Source organism: Eggerthella guodeyinii, assembly GCF_009834925.2.
GTDB classification, from domain to species: domain Bacteria; phylum Actinomycetota; class Coriobacteriia; order Coriobacteriales; family Eggerthellaceae; genus Eggerthella; species Eggerthella guodeyinii.
In genome coordinates, this window is sequence record NZ_CP063310.1 from 1,240,781 (window position 1) to 1,257,218 (window position 16,438).

The following is a 16,438-nucleotide window of genomic DNA, read 5'->3' on the forward strand; positions in this document are numbered from 1 at the left end:
GTCATTCTCCCAGTTCCCGCGCCCAATCGAAGTCTTCCGGCGGCGCGGTGGGCAGCTCGCCCTCGGCCGTGCCGTCCGCGTGCCCGTCCCACTGGCAGGCGTCCATGTCCACGTGCGTGTCGTCGGCGAACGCCACCCCCTCGGCTTCCAGCATCTCGCGCTGGATCTCGGGGCCGCCGAACGCGAATCCCTTGCACAAGCCGCCGTCCTTGAACACCACGCGGTGGCACGGGATGTTGTTGACCTCGGCGCCGGGGTCGGGGTTCGCGTGGAGCGCGTAGCCCACGTACCGCGCCGAGCGCGGCGCGCCGATCAGCCGTCCCACCTGCCCGTACGACGCCACCTTCCCGCGCGGGATGCGCCGCACCACCTCGAACACCCTGTTGGAGAAATCGCCCATGCTCTCTTCGCTCCTCGCATTCGCTCAACGTTTCGCCCCAGTATACGGCAACCGCGCCCGGGCGTGAGCGAGCTGCGCGAGGCCGTTGAGGCGTATCTGGCGCGCGGCTGAAGAGCGCGCGCGGATTGCGGCTTCACTTTTCCCATCGTTCCACTTATGATTGATGCACGGCTGTTCCTCGAGAACCGCCCCCGCTTCTTTCGCACGGGAGGTAGTAGATGGGTCCGATCAACAACCGTCGTCAGGGCGCTCCGGACGGCACCGAGCCTTTGAGCGCTCAACCGAGCCCCTTCGATCAGAACGCCTTCGATCGCATCGCGTTCGAGCCGATCGAGGGCCTGCCGGGGCCGACCGACCTCGTCGACGCCGAAGCGCTCGCCGACATGCGGGCGTTCAACGACCTCAAGGCGAAGCGCAAGAAGCAGCGCAAGCGCAAGATCATCATCGGCGCCGTCTCGGCCGTGGCGGTGCTCGCCGTCGCGGGCGGCGCGTTCGCGTGGTACGCGGCCGACCGGGCGGCCAAGGCGCTGCAGGACATGGCCCCGCAGACCGGCTTCGTGGAGCGGGGCACGTTCGTCGAGACGGTGTCGGCGTCCGGCAATCTGCAACCCGTCGCATCGGTGAGCGCCACGCCCGAGGTGGACGGCATCGTGGGCGAGGTGCTCGTGGCCGAAGGCGACGCGGTGGCCGAGGGCCAGACGCTGTTCACCGTGGTCAACGACGAGCTGGACAAGGCGGTGAACCAGGCGGCCCAGGGCATCGAGGAGGCCAAGAACGGCGTGGCCCAGGCCCAGAACGCCGTGAACGACGCCTACCACGCCAAGTCCGCCGGCCAGCAGGCCGCCGCGAACGCCCAAGCCCAGGCGCAAGCCGCCGCCGCGGCCGCCAAGGAGGCCGGGGGAGCGGCGGCCGAGTCGTTCGCCGGCGAGCAGGCTTCCTTCGACGAGTCCAGCGCCGACTCCGCCATCAGGTCGGCCGAGCTCGGCTTGAGCAACGCGAACCTTGCGCTGCAGAACGCGCAGAGCGCCTACGACGAGGCCGTCGCGCGCGCCGCCAAGCGCACGGTGACCGCCTCCATCGCCGGCAGCGTCGTCGCGGTGAACATCGAGCCCGGCAAGGCGCTCGGGGCCACGGCGAGCGCCGCGACCTCGCCCGTGCAGATCGCCGACCTGTCGCAGATGACCGTCTCCATCAACGTGAACGAGATCGACATCCTGAAGATCACCGCCGATCAGACCGCCGAGGTCACGTTCACCGCCGCCCCCGACCTCACGCTGCCCGCCACCGTGGTGAGCATCGCCACCACGTCGGCCGGCTCCGGCGACGCGTCGGGCGGCGCCATGTACGGCGGCATGGGCGGTGCCGTCACGTACGCGGTGAAGCTGCTCATCGCCGAGCCCGACCCGCGCCTCAAGCCCGGCATGACCGCCAAGGCCACCATCACCACGACCACCATCGAGAACGCGCTCATGGTGCCCATCTCGGCCGTGCAGTCCGACGGCGCGGGCGGCAGCTTCGTGATGGTGCTCACCGACCCCGAGACGCAGGAGATGGACGCGCGCACGGTGGAGGTCGTCGCGTCCGACGGCCTCACGTCCGTCGTGAAGGGCCAGGTGAAAGCCGGCGACGAGGTGGTCGTCGGCGGAGGCATGGGCGGTGCGGTGGACGGCATGGGCATGGCGGGCGACGGCGGGATGGCCGCGGTCGACGCCGGCGGCAGCGTCATGGTGGGGTAGCGCCATGGCCAACGTGGTTGAAGCCGTCGACCTGCACCGCATCTACGAGAGCGCTTCGGGCTACACGCACGCCCTGCGCGGCGTGTCGCTGACGGTCGCGCAGGGCGAGTTCCTCGCCATCATGGGCCCGTCGGGCTCGGGCAAGTCCACGCTCATGAACCTGCTGGGCTGCCTCGACACGCCCACGCGCGGGCGCTACCTGCTCGAGGGCGTCGACGTGGCCGACTACCGCGACGACGAGCTCGCCGAGATCCGCGCCACGCGCCTCGGTTTCGTGTTCCAGTCGTTCAACCTGCTGCCGCGCGCCACCGTGCTGCGCAACGTGGTGCTGCCGCTCATCTACACGGCCTGCCCGCGCAAGGAGCGCGAGCTGCGCGCCCATGCGGCGCTGCGCAGCGTGTCGCTCGACGAGCGGCTGTACGACCATCGCAGCAACGAGCTGTCGGGCGGCCAGATGCAGCGCGTCGCCATCGCCCGCGCCCTCGTGAACGACCCGGCGCTCATCCTGGCCGACGAGCCCACCGGCAACCTCGACACCGCCACGGGAGACATGGTGCTGAACACGTTCAAGCGCCTGCGCGACGCGGGCAAGACCATCGTGCTCATCACGCACGAGCCCGACGTGGCCGCCCACGCCGACCGCGTGGTGCACATCCGCGACGGGCGGCTGTACGAGGGGGCGCACGGCGGGGAAGGGGCGCGCCCATGAAGATCGGCGACCTGTTCTACGAAACCTGGCACGCGCTGTCCGCGAACAAGGGCCGCTCGTTCCTCACCATCCTCGGCATCGTCATCGGCATCGCGGCCGTCATCGCCATGACCTCGCTCATCGCGGGCGTGCAGAACATGCTCATGGGCGAGATGGGGCTTTCCCAGGCGCGCCAGGTGTCCATCAGCGCGTACTCGCCGCAGGGCATCACGTTCGACGACCTGGACAAGCTGGAGCAGGGCATGCCGGAGTACGAGGTCATCACCGGCGCGTCGTACGCGTCGGCCGAGATCGCGATGTCCGACGGGCAGAAGAACTACGCCACCATCATCGGCGCCCGCCCCGACTATTTCACGGCGAACGGGACGAAGCTCAAAGCGGGCCGTTTCTTCACCGAAAGCGAGGAGCAGAACGCGGCGCGCCTCGTGGTGATAGGCGGCGGCGAGATGGCCGTGCAGATGCTCGGCGTCCCCGACACCGAGGCGGTGGGGAAGACGGTGCGCCTCGGCAACGACGATTACACGGTGATCGGCGTGATGGAAACCTCGTCGTTCATGGGCGGCGGCGGGACGTTCTACGCGCCCTACACCACGGTGGAGACGCGCATCGGCAACACGGGCGGCATCCAGCAGATCGTCGGCTTCGCGCGCGAGGGCACCGACATGGACCGCCTCGTCGAGACGACCCAAACCTTCGTGGCGCAGTACTTCAACCTGGACGCCGAAAGCGTGTACGTGTCGTCGCTCGATGCCGTCATCAAGCAGATGGAGACGATGATGGCGTCGTTCTCGCTGCTCATGGGCTCGGTGGCGTCGATCTCGCTGTTCGTGGGCGGCATCGGCATCATGAACATGATGCTGACGAACGTCACCGAGCGCATCCGCGAGATCGGCCTGCGCAAGTCGCTCGGCGCGCGCCGCCGCGACGTCACGAAGCAGTTCTTGCTCGAGGCCATCATGCTGTGCGTGGCCGGTGGTGCGTTCGGCATCGTGTTCGGCTTCCTGGCCGCATGGGGCCTGGGACAGGTGATCGGCGCGGTGCAAGCCGGCATGGCCGTCACGCCGGTGCTCGCGCCGGGCGTGGTGTTCGGCGCCGTGGCCGTGTGCGTGCTCATCGGCGTCGTGTTCGGCTACTACCCGGCACGCCGCGCCGCCAAGCTCGACCCGGTGGAGTCGCTGCGCTACCAGTAGGCGGCCGGCGGGCGGCAAGCTCGGAGGTTGCGCCCCTTTCGCGTCGTTCGTCGACCCAAGAGGTGGTAGAATGCATCAAGCATGAAGAAGACGTCTCGGATCGTGGGAAGCCGGGTGAGAATCCCGCACGGTACCGCCACTGTGTTTCGGCCTTGCCGATCAGCCAGAATACCGACCGAGAAGCGTGTGTGCGCAAGCGGCGAGTTACCGCGAACGCAACCCGGAGGGCAAGAAAGCCCTCGGCTTGTCTGCGTAGCGAATACGGGCTGCGCGGCCCCCTCGAATCGCGAGGGCCGCGCAGCCTTTTGTTTTGCTGTCTCTCTTCTGCGAAGCGACCGATGAAAGGAGAAGGAAGACGGTGAAGGAACAAACGATCATCCCTGCGGGGGTCATGCGGCGGGCGTGGGCCCTCCTGCTGGCCGCCGCGCTCTGCCTGGGCCTCATGCCCAGCGCAGCCTGGGCCGAAGAAAGCGAGGGTGCGGGGACGTTCTCGGTGGCGCTCACCATCGTGGACACGTCCGACCCCGCGGACGGCGTCCTGTACAACGGCAAGGTCGACGGCATGACCTCCGACGACACGGTTGCCGACCTGCTGGCGAAGGCGGGCTTCACCGCCGCGGCCAGCGCGGAGGAGACCGAGGGGAACGACAAGGCGTACTTCGACTCCTGGGGCTCCCCGACGTTCCGCGGCAACAAGTCGGTCCAGCAGCCCGACGGCTCGTGGGCCTATTGGGCGACGATGTTCGACGGCGACAGCGCGAACTACGCCAGCGCCCAGCTGACGTCGAAGCTGCAGGAGAACGGCCGCTACCAGTACATCTACACGTCCGACGCGACGTTCGCCTACGACGAGGAGGCTTCCGGATTTCCGGTGCAGCTCACCATCGTGGACACGTCCGACCCCGTGGACGGCGTCCTGTACAACGGCAAGGTCGACGGCATGACCTCCGACGACACGGTTGCCGACCTGCTGGCGAAGGCGGGCTTCACCGCCGCGGCCAGCGCGGAGGAGACCGAGGGGAACGACAAGGCGTACTTCGACTCCTGGGGCTCCCCGACGTTCCGCGGCAACAAGTCGGTCCAGCAGCCCGACGGCTCGTGGGCCTATTGGGCGACGATGTTCGACGGCGACAGCGCGAACTACGCCAGCGCCCAGCTGACGTCGAAGCTGCAGGAGAACGGCCGCTACCAGTACATCTACACGTCCGACGCGACGTTCGCCTACGACGACGAGGTTCCTCAGCTCGCGATCTACACCGTCAACGACCCCTTGGCGGGGGCGATCAAGCCCGATCCCAAGCCCGAACCCGAACCTGATGAGCCTGCCAACGATGCCGTCGCAGTAGACAGCGCTGCGTACAACACGCTGTTCGGCACCATCGCCAGTTCCTATGCGGGTACGTCCGAGGAATGGAAAGCCCTTGAGCTCGCGGCCGCCGGTCGTGTGTCGTCGGTTGACGTGGCGACGCTCGTGGCGAATGCGAAAGCAGCGAACGGTTCTCCCGAAACCACCAATTTGCAACGCTTCATCTTGGCGCTCACGGCCGTCGGCAAAACAGAGGAAGCAGCGGGGCTCGTGCAAACGATGGCGACGTCCGACATTTCGACTACCTATGTGAACGGCCAGGCGTTTGCTCTGCTCTCCTATGAAAGCGGCGCGTACGACGTGCCCGCGAACGCTCTTGAAACCGAAGCTGAGCTTGTAGCCAAGCTTCTGAGCGCGCAGCAAGCTTCCGGCGGCTGGACCTGGAAAGGCGCTGCCGAAGGGGACGATCCCGATACGACGGCCATGGTGATAACCGCTCTTGCCTCTCGCGTTTCGGACGCCTCCGTCAAAGCGGCGGTCGACAAGGGTCTCGAGGCGCTGCGCGCAATGCAGCACGAGGACGGCGGTTTCCGCGCATCCGGGGACGCGGCCGATGGTCCCATCAACGTCAGCTCTACGTCCTGCGTCGTGGTCGCCCTGTGCGCCTTGGGCGCGGATCCGGCGGCATCCATGGTCACCGAAAGCGGCGCGACGCCGTTGAGCGCGCTGCTCTCGCAGGCCACTTCCGACTTGTCCGGATTCGTTTACAACGGCGCTGCGAACGACCTCGCCACCGAGCAGGGGTTCCGGGCGCTTGTTGCGTACCAGGGCCTCAGGAACACCGGGGCGGCGTACAACGTCTACACGCAGGCGAAGCTGGGACAGGCTGCGCTGCCCGCCGACGAGCGGGAAGAAGGCGACGTCAAGCCCGCAGGGGCTCCGGCGGCCGACAAGAAGGCGCTCGCCAAGACCGGGGACGGCTCTGCGCCGTTCGCGGCCGGCACCGCGGCGCTCGCGCTCGGCGCGCTCGCGGCGGGCATCGCCGCCACGCGGCGCATGCGCGCTTCCGACGAGTTCTCGTTGCGTCGATAGGATCGCGGCAGCATGAGCGAAGATTCGAACGAGAAGACCGGCGGCTCGGGCGTCGAAACGCTCGAGCCGCGTGAGCGGGCCGAAGCGCCCGACGACCGCATCGCCCCCTCCACGCCTCGCGGCGAGGAGGGGGCTTCGGAGGGCGGGGCGTCCGCACCGGCGGCGTCCGAGCCCGCGCGTCGCCGACCGCGCAAGGCGCTGCTCGCCGTGGGCGTCGTTGCCTCCGCGGTGGCCCTGTGCGCCGTCGTGGCGAGCATGGGCTTCGCCACCGGATGGCTCGGCGACCCTGCGCCGTCCGATCCGGTGCCGATGCCCAGCGTCGTCACGGATGCGCCCTCTGACGGAGACGACGCGTCGCAGGGCGACGAGGCCGATCGCAAGGATGCCGCCGAAGAGGCTTCGGAGGGTGCGGACGGGGAAGCGGGCGCCGCCGTCGACGGCGAGGGCGCGGCGGATGCCGACGGCTCGGCCGCTTCGACGGCCGGCGAGGCGCCATCGGGCACCGAGCCTTCCGCGTCGGAGGGCGCTGCTGCACCGGCCCCGGCGCCTGCGCCCGAGCCGGCCCCGGCGCCGTCGGCCCCCAGCACCGTCACGGTGTCGGTGTACATCGACAGCTCCCGCGCCGCGTCGTACGGGTACCCCTCGTCGTTGGGCGGCGGCACGGTCACCCTCAACCAGGGCGCATCGGTCTACGACGCCCTGTGCGCCACCGGCGCGTCGGTGGGCGGGTCGAGCAGCTACGTCAGCTCCATCGGGGGCCTTGCGGAGTTCGCGTGCGGCCCGGGAAGCGGCTGGCTGTACTTCGTCAACGGATCGTCGCCCGGATACGGGTGCGGTTCGTATATCCTAAGCGGTGGCGAGAATATCACGTGGATATACACCTGCGACTTGGGCAACGATCTGTAAGGTGTATGGGTCGAGGAAAGCGAGGCGCCGTGTTCAGCAATCCGAAAGTGGCCAAGATCATGGCTGCATTGGCGATACTCTTCGCCGTGCTCGTGGTGATCTCGATCTTCCAAACGGTGCACGCCTAGGGGCGTGCCTCGCATGAAGCGCACGGCGTTCGACCTGTTCCACCCCATCGTGGCGTTCGGCTACTTCGCCGTCATGCTCGTGCTCTGCATGACGGCGATGCAGCCGGTCTACCTGGCCGTCTCGCTTGCGAGCGCGCTTGCGTACGGCGCGGTGCTGCGCGGTTGGCGGGCGACGGGCCGCTCGCTCCTCTGGCAGCTGCCCCTCGTCGCCGTCGTCGCGCTGGCGAACCCGCTGTTCTCGGCGTCCGGCTCCACCGAGCTGTTCCGCATCGGGCTGCGCGCGTTCTACCTGGAGAGCTTCGTGTACGGCGCATGCATGGGCGTCATGCTGGCCAGCGTGCTCGTGCTGTTCTCGAACGCCGCGCAGGTGCTCGACTCGGACAAGGTCATGGCGCTGTTCGGCGGCGTCGCGCCCACGGTGGGCCTCATGCTGTCGATGACGATGCGCCTCGTGCCGCAGTTCGTGCGGCGCGGCAACGGCATCGCCGACGTGGAGCGCGCGTGCACGGCGGCGCGCCCCGCCGAGGAGCCTGCGGGGAGGCTCGCCGCCCTGCGCGGCTACCTGCGGCGAACCTCGGTGCTCATGGGCTGGAGCATGGAAGACTCGCTCGAGACGGCCGGCGCCATGAAGGCGCGCGGCTGGGGGGCCGTCGCGCGGCGCACCACCTACGCGCGCTACCGGTTCCGGCGCTTCGACGCCGCGGCGCTCGCCTGCGGGGGCGCGCTCGCGCTGCTGGCCGCGGCCGCCGCCTGGGCGGCATGCGCGGAATTCCGTTTCTATCCGACGATCGGCGGGCTCGCGCCCTGGTGGAGCTATCTGCCGTACGCGCTGTTCGCGTGCCTGCCGCTCGCAATCACCGCGAAGGAGCATCTGCGATGGCGAGCGTGAAGGCGATCGAGGCGCGCGGCTTCGCGTTCCGGTACCCCGAATCGACGGCGAGCATCGGGCCGCTCGATTGGACGGTGGAGGAGGGCGCGTTCCAGCTGCTCGTGGGCGCCACGGGCAGCGGCAAGACCACGCTGCTGAGCAGCTGCAAGCCGGCCGTCGCGCCGGCGGGGGAGCGCGCGGGCGCGCTGCGGGCGTTCGGGCGTCCCGTGGACGAGCTGGACGCCCGCGAGGCCGCCGCGACGGTGGGCTACGTCGCGCAGAGCCCCGAGAACCAGATCGTGTGCGACAGCGTGTGGCACGAGCTGGCGTTCGGGCTGGAGAACCTCGGCGTGGAGCAGGACGAGATGCGCCGCCGCGTGGCCGAGGTCGCCCACTTCTTCGGCATCGAGCCGTGGTTCCGCCGCTCCGTCGCCGAGTTGTCGGGCGGCCAGAAGCAGATGACCACGCTGGCCGGCACGCTGGCGATGCAGCCGCGCCTGCTGCTGCTCGACGAGCCCACCGCCCAGCTCGACCCCGTGGCCGAGAAGAACTTCCTGCATGCCCTGTTCCGCGTGAACCGCGAGCTGGGCATCACCGTCGTCGTGGCCACCCACGCCCCCGAGGTGATGGCCGAGTACGCGACGGACACGGTGGAGCTGCGGGACGGGCGGATGCGCTCCCCGCTCGCGCCGAGCGAGCGTTTCGCGGATCGGGAAGTCCTCCGCGCGGCGCAAGCAGGGGGGCTCGCGCCCGGTCGCGATGCCGCCCGCGAGGCTCCTCCCGCCATCTCCTTCCGCGACGCCTACGTGCGCTACGATCGGGACTCCTCCTGGGTGCTTCGCGGCTGCGACCTCGACGTCGCCGCGGGCGACGTGCACGCGATCGTGGGCGGCAACGGCTGCGGGAAGTCGACGCTGCTGCGCGCGGCCGCAGGCGTGCTGAAGCCCGAGCGGGGGCGCGTGGCCAACAGGCTGTCCGCGCGCCAGGCGCTGCTCCCGCAGGATCCGAAGGCCCTCTTCGTGTGCGATACGGTGGTCGAGGAGCTGCGCGAGTGGCAGGAGGGCTGCGGCTACGACGACGCCGCCGTCGAGGCCGCGCTCGCGCGCTTCGGCCTGGACGCGCGCGCCGCCAACCATCCCTACGACCTGTCGGGCGGCCAGCAGCAGTTGCTTGCGTTCGCGAAGCTGCTGCTCACCGACCCCGACCTGCTGCTGCTCGACGAGCCGACGAAGGGGCTCGACGCGCCGTCGAAGCTGCTGGTCGCCCGCACCCTGCGCGATCTCGCGCAGGCCGGGGCGACCGTCGTCCTCGCCACGCACGACCTGACGTTCGCCGCGCTCGTCGCCGACGCCGCCACCATGCTGTTCGACGGGGAGGCCGTGTGCACCGAGCCGGCCGCCGCGTTCTTCGCGGGCAACCTGTTCTACCGCCCGACCGAGGATGCGTTCTCCCGGCTGTGGCGCGAGGAGCGCTCGTGACGCGCCCGCCTTCCCGCGCGGCGGGGCGCATCCTCGCGCTGCTCGAGGTACCGGCGCTCGTCGCCGTGCCCCTCGTGCTGGGCGCGTGCGCGTACTTCCAGGTGGAGCAGGGCGCGCTGCTCACCGTGGTCGTGGCGTTCGCGGCGGTGGGCGTGTTCTTCGCCAGCTTCGAGGCCTCGCGCCCGGCGTTGCGGCAGATCATGCCCACGGTGGTGCTCGCCGCGCTCGCGGCGGCGGGGCGCGTGCTGTTCGCGCCCATCCCCGACTTCAAGCCGGTCTCGGCCATCTGCATCCTCGCGGGGGCCGTGTTCGGCCGCCGCAGCGGCTTTCTGGTGGGCGCGCTTGCGGCGCTCGTGTCCAACTTCTTCTTCGGCCAGGGGCCGTGGACGCCGTGGCAGATGTACGCCTGGGGCCTCGTCGGCTACCTGGCCGGCGTGCTGGCCGACCGCGGCTGGCTCGACCGGCTGCCGGTGCTGTACGCCTACGGCTTCCTGTCGGCCCTGCTGTACGGCCTGCTGCTGAACGGGTGGTACGTCATCGGCTTCGTGCAGCCGTTCTCCTGGCCGGCCGCGCTCGTCGCGTTCGGCGCCGCGCTGCCGTTCGACGCGACGCACGGCGTAGCCACCGTCGTGTTCCTCGCGGCGCTCTACGTTCCCTGGCGGAAAAAGCTCGAGCGCATCAAGAGGAAGTACGCGCTGATCTGACGGACGCCGCCGATCGCGGCGCAGCGGGCGCGCGCGTGCTACAATGCCTCCCGATCATCGAAGAAGGGAGCGCCCATGTCGGCACTGTACAGCACGAAGCACGAGGCCATCGCCGCCCTCAGGCGCGGCGAGGCGGTCATCTTTCCCACCGAGACGGTGTACGGCCTGGGCGTGTCCGTCGAGGCGGCGGCGAGCCCCGACGTGCTCTACGACCTGAAGGAGCGCGACCGCGGCAAGCCCGTCTCCTGGCTCGTGGGCGGCGTCGACGACCTCGACCGCTACGGCGCGCACGTGCCCGACCTGGCCCGACGGCTCGCGCGCGCATACTGGCCGGGCCCCCTCACGCTCGTCGTGGAAGCCGGCGGGGCCGTGCCCGCGGCCTTCCGCTCGCAGGCGGGCTCCATCGGCCTGCGCATGCCCGACAGCGAAGTGGCCCTCGAGCTCATCGAGGCGGTCGGCTGCCCGCTGGCCACCACGTCGGCGAACATCTCGGGCCTCCAGGCGCCGGGCGCCTTCGACGCCCTCGACCCCGATCTGGCCGCGCGCGTGGGCGTGGTGGTGCCCGATGACGGCGACGGCGCCTTGAGCGGCGTCGCCTCCACCGTTATCGACTGCACCGGCGCAGCCCCCCGCATCCTCCGCGAAGGCGCCGTCTCCGAGGCGGACATCCAAGCGCTGGGGTAGGCTTCCAACCAGCGCGGCGGCGGCTTCGGGGTGCGCCAGAATCCCCGGACGAGCGCTCCGCGCCCCGGCATCCCCGCCGCGCGCACCCGGTCCGCGTCTCGCAAGGCCGCATCCCGCCAGGATGCGTTCTGCCGGGTTGCGTTCCCGCGGGCTTCGTCCTGCCAAGCTTCGTCCTGCCGGGTCGCGGCCTGCCAAGTCGCGGCTTGCCTTGCTGCGCCCCCCCCCCTCCAGCCCCCGACCCCTCCCAAGCACACATCCCCCCGTCTCCACCGCCCCCATCCGCGCGCCCCGCACATCGCGCGAGGGGGCCGCGCACCGTCCGATAGTGTTACGAAATCAAAATTTGTGTTACTATCGCGTCGCAAAGGGAGTATTTCGAACACGGAGGAGACGAATATGCTGGACGAATCGCTGTGGCGCGACGTTGCGGAATTCCACGGACACACGTGTCCGGGGCTTGCCATCGGCTTCAAGGCCTGCGAAGGGGCCATCGCCGAGCTGGGGCTGGACGCCGCGCACCTGCCCGCCGTCGACGAGGAGGTCGTGTGCGTCACCGAGAACGACGCGTGCGGGGTCGACGCGGTGCAGGTCCTGCTGGGCTGCACCTACGGCAAGTCCAACCTTATCCCGCGTCTGCGCGGCAAGATGGCGTTCTCGTTCTTCGTGCGCGGCACCGATCGCCAGGTGCGTCTCGTGCTGGAGGCCAAGAACGAGGGCAGGGGCCGCGACGAATACCAGAACTACCTTCTGACCACGCCGTACGAGCAGCTCTTCAAGGTTGAGAAGCCGTCGTACGGGCTGCCCGAGCCGGCGCGCCTCTTCCCCTCACAGGCGTGTGCGGCCTGCGGCGAATCGACCGCCGAGTTCGGCCTGCGCGTGCAGGGCGGCAAGCTGGTCTGCCTCGATTGCTACGATGCGTACGAGCGGGAAGGGTTCTAGTGACCGTTCAAGCCGTTCGGATAGCCGACAGGCAGAGGGGCATCGAGCGGCGCAACGTGGCGATCATTGCCGCGCTCGTCGCAGTGTGCGTGCTCGTCGCCTTCGCGGCCCTCGCGAGCGGCGCGTCGGACATGGGGCTGCTCGACAGCGCCCAGGCGCTGTTCGGATTCGGCTCGTCCCAGGACGTCATGACGGTGCGCTCCATCCGCCTGCCGCGGGTGGTGTGCGCCATCGTGGCGGGGGCGGGCCTGGCGCTGGCGGGCGCCGCGCTGCAGAGCGTGCTGGAGAACCCGTTGGCCTCCGCGTCCACCGTGGGCATCTCGCAGGGGGCCGCCTTCGGCGCCACGGTCGCCATCCTGCTGATCATCCCGTCGTTCGCCGGCTCGTCCACGAACGTGGGCATGGGCACCATCGCGCTGTTCGCGTTCGCGGGGGCGATGGCGTCCAGCCTGATCGTGCTGCTGTTCTCGCGGCTGGGGTTCTCGAGCCCCGAGAGCATCATCCTGGTGGGCGTGGCGCTTTCGGCGCTGTGGGCCGGCGCGTCCACCATCATCCAGTACTTCTCGGACGACCTCGAGCTCACGAAGGTCATCTTCTGGCAGTTCGGCGACCTCGGTCGCGCCACGTGGTCGCAGATCGGGCTCATGGCGCTGCTGGGAACCGCATGCGCCGCGTACTTCTTCGCCAACCGCTGGAACTACAACGCGCTGCAGAACGGCGGCCACGTGGCGGGCGGCCTGGGCGTCGACGTGAAGCGCACGCGCGTGCTGGGCGTGGTGGTGGCCTCGCTCATGGCCGCCGTCATGGTGTCGTTCGTGGGGCTCATCAACTTCATCGGCCTCATCGCGCCGCACATCGCGCGCCGCTTCGTGGGCGACGACTACCGTTTCCTGCTGCCCGCCTCCTTGGTGCTGGGCGCCATCATCATGCTGGCGAGCGACCTGGCCGCGCGCATGGTCATATCGCCCATCATCCTGCCCATCGGCGCCATCACGTCGTTCTTAGGCGCGCCGCTGTTCCTGTACCTGCTGTACCGGGGGTACAAACGATGAGCGCGCTGGGCGGCGGGCGGCCGCTGAGGACGAGGGACGTGGCCGGCTCCATCGGGGGATGCTTCGGCCCGAGCGAGCGGTTCTGCCCCTCCATCAACGACAGCGAGGCCGAGGCGCTTTCCCGCCGGGTGTTCGATGCGCACGCTCACGTGCACGAGCACGCCGACGGCACGGTGCACAACCATTACCATCGGCACGAAGAAGGGGAGGGGGAGGCCCCGCACGGGCGCGACGCGGCGGGCGACCCGGTCGACGAGCACGCGACCCGGCACGGCGAGCCGCCGCTTCACGAGCACGACGCGGCGTCGGCGGACGTCGCCGTGCTCTCCGCGCGCGGCCTGTCGTACGCCTATCCCGCGTCGGACGGGGCCGTGTTCGAGGACATCGGCCTGGAGGTGCGCACGGGCACGGTGACCGCCATCCTCGGCAACAACGGCGCGGGCAAGTCGACGCTGCTCAGCCTGCTGGCCGGCATCGTCAGGCCCACGGCCGGCACGGTCGAGGTGGAGGGTCGCGCGCTGGCGTCGCTCAGCCGCCGCGAGACCGCGCAGCACATCGCCTACGTCGCCCAGCAGCAGCGCATCCCGCACCTGAGCGTGTACGACCAGGTGCTGCTCGGGCGGCGTCCCCACCTCACCTGGGCGCTGTCGGACTACGATCGCACGGTGGTGGCCGAGACCATCGACCGGCTGGGCCTGGAGCCGTTCTCGACGCGCTTCCTGGACGAGCTGTCGGGCGGCGAGCGCCAGAAGGTCTACATCGCCCGCGCGCTCGCGCAGGAGCCGGAGGTGCTGCTGCTGGACGAGCCCACGAGCGCCCTCGACCCGAAGAACCAGCTGGAAGTGCTCGAGACGGTGCGCTCCATCACGCGGCAGGGGGCGCTGGCCACCGTGCTCGTCATTCACGACATCAACCTGGCCCTGCGCTTCTGCGACCGCTTCCTGCTCGTGCGCGACGGCACGGTGGTGGCCTGCGGCGGGCGCGAGGCCGTGACCGACGAGACGCTCTCGGCCACCTACGACGTGCCGTTCTGCGTGCAGCAGGTGGCCGGCGTGCCCGTGGCCATTCCGCTGGACGGCCCGAAGGACGAGCCGTCCGAGACGCTTCGAGACGAAAGGAGGCGTGCACATGGTCGCGGCTGATCAAAGGGCGCTCGAGGCGCTGTACCGCTCGTGGACGCGCTCGCGTTCAGGAGGGTACGCCGACGCGGCCGTATGGGACGCGTCGGCGGAGGAGTACAAGGATTTCGCGGTGCCTTCGTGGGATGACGACCCCTTCCTCGAGCTCCTTGCCGACGATGCCCCGCTCGACGGCGCCACGGTGCTCGACATCGGCTGCGGGTCGGGCATCTACGCCATCGCGCTGGCGGGCCGCGCGGCGCACGTGACGGGCATCGACCTCTCGGGGAAGATGGTCGAGTACGCGCGGCTCAAGGCTGCCGACGCCGGATGCGCGAACGTGGAGTTCGCGCAGGGCGATTTCAGGACCATGCGCCTGGACGGTCCCTTCGACGTGGTCATCGCCCACCTGACGCCCGCCGTCGCCGACGGCGAGACGTTCGCCAAGATGATGGGGCTCGCGCGCCGCTACTGCGCTATCGCGAAGCCCGCGCGCCGCACCGACGCCGTCCTCGACGAGCTGCGGCGGCTCGTGGGCATCGAGCCGGGCGGACGCGGCATGGACGACGATTTCCTCAAGGCGTTCTCGGCCGTGTGGCTGGCGGGGAAGGTGCCTACGGTGCGCAGCTACGAGGACGTGTGGCGCGTGGCGCGCCCGCTCGACGCGGCCGTCGGGCTGTACGCCGACCGTCTTGTGGCCTCCGACCTCGACGCCGGGCAGAAGGCCGCGGTCGCCGAGCGGCTGCGCGCGCTGGCCGCCGACGGGGTGGTGGAGGAGCGCATCGACACCACGGTGATGCTCATGGGTTGGCGCATGGGGCCGTCGGGCTGCATGCGCGCATGAGAAAGGGGCCTCGCGGCCCCTTTCTCATGGTCCCGACGGATCGGGGGCGGCATGCGCGCGGTCGTGCCGGCCGCGCTCCCGCGCCGCTACGCCGCGATGTTCGTCAGGTCGATCTGCTTGAACTCGTAGCCTTCGGCTGCCAGGTCGGCGGAGAGCTTCTTGCCCAGGAAGAACTCGGTGATCTCGTCGAGCTTCGCGGTGGGGTCGACGTCCTCGAACTGGTCGGGGTACACCATGGCGCCCACCTGATAGCAGTTCGCCAGCGCCAGCTCGATGTTCGTGGCGTAGAAGCGGTAGGAGATCAGCGTGTAGGTCTGCCGGTCCTGCACCGCCTTGAGCTCGGCGAAGTAGCCGGGGTTGTTGTCGTAGTCCTCCTTGACGAGGGAGAGGTTGCTGCCCTCGACGAAGATGCAGTCGGGCTGGGCGGCGGTCACCTTCTCCAGGTCGATGTCGAAAGCGCCGCTCGCGCCGGCCACGTCGGCGATGTTCTCGACGCCCGTCTCCTCGAACGGCGGGAAGTGCGCCTCGGTGCCGGCGAAACCGTGCCCGCCGCGGAAGCTGATGCCGGCGGCGTAGGCCGTCTTCTTGTCGGCGTCGGCGATGCCGGACGTGCGCTGCTCGAGGTCCTGCTGCGTGTCCTTCATGTACGCGACGATCTCGTCGGCGCGATCCTGCTTGCCCACGATGCTGCCCACCAGGCTCACGTTGTCGTAGAACACCTGGTCGAACACGATGTCGCTCAGCGTCAGGCACACCACGGGGATGCCCGTCTTCTCCTGCAGCGAGTCGGCCGCGTCCTTGTCGATGGAGGCGAAGATCACCTCGGGGCCCGCCTGCATGATGGCTTCCTCGTTGGGCGTGACGCCCTTCGAGCCGCCGTCGCCGATGACGGGCAGGTTTTTGAGCGTGTCGTGGTACACGTGGCGGTAGCTGCAGGTGACGTTGTCCTCGAGCTCGGATTGCTCGACGCCCACGACCGTGTCGACGGCTTCCAGATACGCGATGAGGCGCAGGGAGCTCGACCCGATGCCGACGACCTTCTCGGCCTTGGCCGGCACCTCGACGGTGCGGCCCACCATGTCGGTGACGGTTTGCGTGGAAGCTTGCTGCTCCGGCGCGGCGCTGCCTTGCGCGGCTTCGTCCTGCGGGGTGCTGCATCCTGCGAGCGCTGCGACGAGCAGGATGGCAGCGAGCGCCGTCGCCATCGCGACGGCGAGGCGCCCCCGATGCTTGCTACGGATCATGCGGTGTCCTTTCCCTTCCCTGATGTACGGTACGGGGGAA

At 69.7% G+C, this 16,438-nt stretch carries 15 protein-coding genes and 1 riboswitch; of the genes, 13 read left to right on the plus strand and 2 right to left on the minus strand.

All coding sequences use genetic code 11. The features are described from left to right. Position 1: 1 nt before the first annotated feature. Positions 2–400, minus strand: a complete 399-nt coding sequence (locus GS424_RS04980; RefSeq protein WP_015760352.1) for an MGMT family protein — start codon at positions 398–400, stop codon at positions 2–4. A gap of 218 nt (positions 401–618) precedes the next feature. On the opposite strand from GS424_RS04980, the gene GS424_RS04985 reads away from it, so the two are divergent. The 13 genes from GS424_RS04985 (at position 619) to GS424_RS05045 (ending at position 15,154) form a co-directional block, all read left to right on the plus strand. Then, on the plus strand, positions 619–2,136 hold the full coding sequence (locus GS424_RS04985; protein ID WP_160942855.1) for an efflux RND transporter periplasmic adaptor subunit: 1,518 nt from the start codon (positions 619–621) through the stop codon (positions 2,134–2,136). Between the two features lie 4 nt (positions 2,137–2,140). Then, positions 2,141–2,845, plus strand: a complete 705-nt coding sequence (locus GS424_RS04990; protein ID WP_015760354.1) for an ABC transporter ATP-binding protein — start codon at positions 2,141–2,143, stop codon at positions 2,843–2,845. Further along, positions 2,842–4,035, plus strand: a complete 1,194-nt coding sequence (locus GS424_RS04995; RefSeq protein WP_160942854.1) for an ABC transporter permease — start codon at positions 2,842–2,844, stop codon at positions 4,033–4,035. The genes GS424_RS04990 and GS424_RS04995 overlap by 4 nt, the downstream gene beginning before the upstream one ends. A gap of 77 nt (positions 4,036–4,112) precedes the next feature. Continuing rightward, positions 4,113–4,257, plus strand: a riboswitch (adenosylcobalamin (AdoCbl) riboswitch). A 136-nt stretch (positions 4,258–4,393) separates the two neighbouring features. After that, entirely contained in the window at positions 4,394–6,433 is a 2,040-nt protein-coding gene (locus tag GS424_RS05000) for a prenyltransferase/squalene oxidase repeat-containing protein (protein WP_193666549.1), read from the plus strand. A gap of 12 nt (positions 6,434–6,445) precedes the next feature. Next, positions 6,446–7,339 (plus strand): DUF4430 domain-containing protein, encoded by an 894-nt coding sequence (locus GS424_RS05005; protein ID WP_160943156.1) that lies wholly within the window; start codon positions 6,446–6,448, stop codon positions 7,337–7,339. A gap of 141 nt (positions 7,340–7,480) precedes the next feature. Beyond that, positions 7,481–8,356 carry an energy-coupling factor transporter transmembrane component T gene (locus GS424_RS05010; protein WP_160943155.1) on the plus strand — a complete coding sequence of 292 codons (876 nt, stop codon included), beginning with the start codon at positions 7,481–7,483 and terminating at the stop codon, positions 8,354–8,356. Continuing rightward, positions 8,344–9,813 carry an ABC transporter ATP-binding protein gene (locus GS424_RS05015; RefSeq protein WP_160943154.1) on the plus strand — a complete coding sequence of 490 codons (1,470 nt, stop codon included), beginning with the start codon at positions 8,344–8,346 and terminating at the stop codon, positions 9,811–9,813. The genes GS424_RS05010 and GS424_RS05015 overlap by 13 nt, the downstream gene beginning before the upstream one ends. Beyond that, a complete protein-coding gene (locus GS424_RS05020; protein ID WP_160943153.1) occupies positions 9,810–10,517 on the plus strand; it encodes an ECF transporter S component in 708 nt (235 codons plus the stop codon). Before GS424_RS05015 ends, GS424_RS05020 begins: the two co-directional genes overlap by 4 nt. Before the next feature lie 75 nt (positions 10,518–10,592). Continuing rightward, positions 10,593–11,201, plus strand: coding sequence for an L-threonylcarbamoyladenylate synthase (locus GS424_RS05025; RefSeq protein ID WP_160943152.1), 609 nt, complete (start codon positions 10,593–10,595; stop codon positions 11,199–11,201). 396 nt (positions 11,202–11,597) lie between these two features. Next, positions 11,598–12,140 carry an FmdE family protein gene (locus GS424_RS05030; protein ID WP_160943151.1) on the plus strand — a complete coding sequence of 181 codons (543 nt, stop codon included), beginning with the start codon at positions 11,598–11,600 and terminating at the stop codon, positions 12,138–12,140. A gap of 56 nt (positions 12,141–12,196) precedes the next feature. Next, positions 12,197–13,192 (plus strand): FecCD family ABC transporter permease, encoded by a 996-nt coding sequence (locus tag GS424_RS05035; protein WP_244977681.1) that lies wholly within the window; start codon positions 12,197–12,199, stop codon positions 13,190–13,192. Continuing rightward, the gene (locus tag GS424_RS05040; RefSeq protein ID WP_160943150.1) at positions 13,189–14,334 is read left to right on the plus strand and encodes an ABC transporter ATP-binding protein; all 1,146 of its coding nucleotides are present in this window, start codon (positions 13,189–13,191) and stop codon (positions 14,332–14,334) included. The genes GS424_RS05035 and GS424_RS05040 overlap by 4 nt, the downstream gene beginning before the upstream one ends. Then, positions 14,321–15,154: a class I SAM-dependent methyltransferase gene (locus GS424_RS05045; protein ID WP_160943149.1), complete on the plus strand. Its 834-nt coding sequence runs from the start codon at positions 14,321–14,323 to the stop codon at positions 15,152–15,154. The genes GS424_RS05040 and GS424_RS05045 overlap by 14 nt, the downstream gene beginning before the upstream one ends. A gap of 86 nt (positions 15,155–15,240) precedes the next feature. On the opposite strand, the gene GS424_RS05050 is transcribed toward GS424_RS05045, so the two are convergent. Further along, positions 15,241–16,398, minus strand: a complete 1,158-nt coding sequence (locus tag GS424_RS05050) for an ABC transporter substrate-binding protein (RefSeq protein WP_160943148.1) — start codon at positions 16,396–16,398, stop codon at positions 15,241–15,243. Positions 16,399–16,438: the final 40 nt, after the last annotated feature.

What these genes read in the sequence shown, in the direction of transcription:
- GS424_RS05025 (WP_160943152.1), top strand. Translation starts at nt 10,593, where the DNA reads ATGTCGGCACTGTACAGCACGAAGCACGAGGCCATCGCCGCCCTCAGG.
- GS424_RS05045 (WP_160943149.1), top strand. Translation starts at nt 14,321, where the DNA reads ATGGTCGCGGCTGATCAAAGGGCGCTCGAGGCGCTGTACCGCTCGTGG.
- GS424_RS04980 (WP_015760352.1), bottom strand. Translation starts at nt 400, where the DNA reads ATGGGCGATTTCTCCAACAGGGTGTTCGAGGTGGTGCGGCGCATCCCG.
- GS424_RS05010 (WP_160943155.1), top strand. Translation starts at nt 7,481, where the DNA reads ATGAAGCGCACGGCGTTCGACCTGTTCCACCCCATCGTGGCGTTCGGC.
- GS424_RS05005 (WP_160943156.1), top strand. Translation starts at nt 6,446, where the DNA reads ATGAGCGAAGATTCGAACGAGAAGACCGGCGGCTCGGGCGTCGAAACG.
- GS424_RS04985 (WP_160942855.1), top strand. Translation starts at nt 619, where the DNA reads ATGGGTCCGATCAACAACCGTCGTCAGGGCGCTCCGGACGGCACCGAG.
- GS424_RS05030 (WP_160943151.1), top strand. Translation starts at nt 11,598, where the DNA reads ATGCTGGACGAATCGCTGTGGCGCGACGTTGCGGAATTCCACGGACAC.
- GS424_RS04990 (WP_015760354.1), top strand. Translation starts at nt 2,141, where the DNA reads ATGGCCAACGTGGTTGAAGCCGTCGACCTGCACCGCATCTACGAGAGC.
- GS424_RS05040 (WP_160943150.1), top strand. Translation starts at nt 13,189, where the DNA reads ATGAGCGCGCTGGGCGGCGGGCGGCCGCTGAGGACGAGGGACGTGGCC.
- GS424_RS04995 (WP_160942854.1), top strand. Translation starts at nt 2,842, where the DNA reads ATGAAGATCGGCGACCTGTTCTACGAAACCTGGCACGCGCTGTCCGCG.
- GS424_RS05050 (WP_160943148.1), bottom strand. Translation starts at nt 16,398, where the DNA reads ATGATCCGTAGCAAGCATCGGGGGCGCCTCGCCGTCGCGATGGCGACG.
- GS424_RS05015 (WP_160943154.1), top strand. Translation starts at nt 8,344, where the DNA reads ATGGCGAGCGTGAAGGCGATCGAGGCGCGCGGCTTCGCGTTCCGGTAC.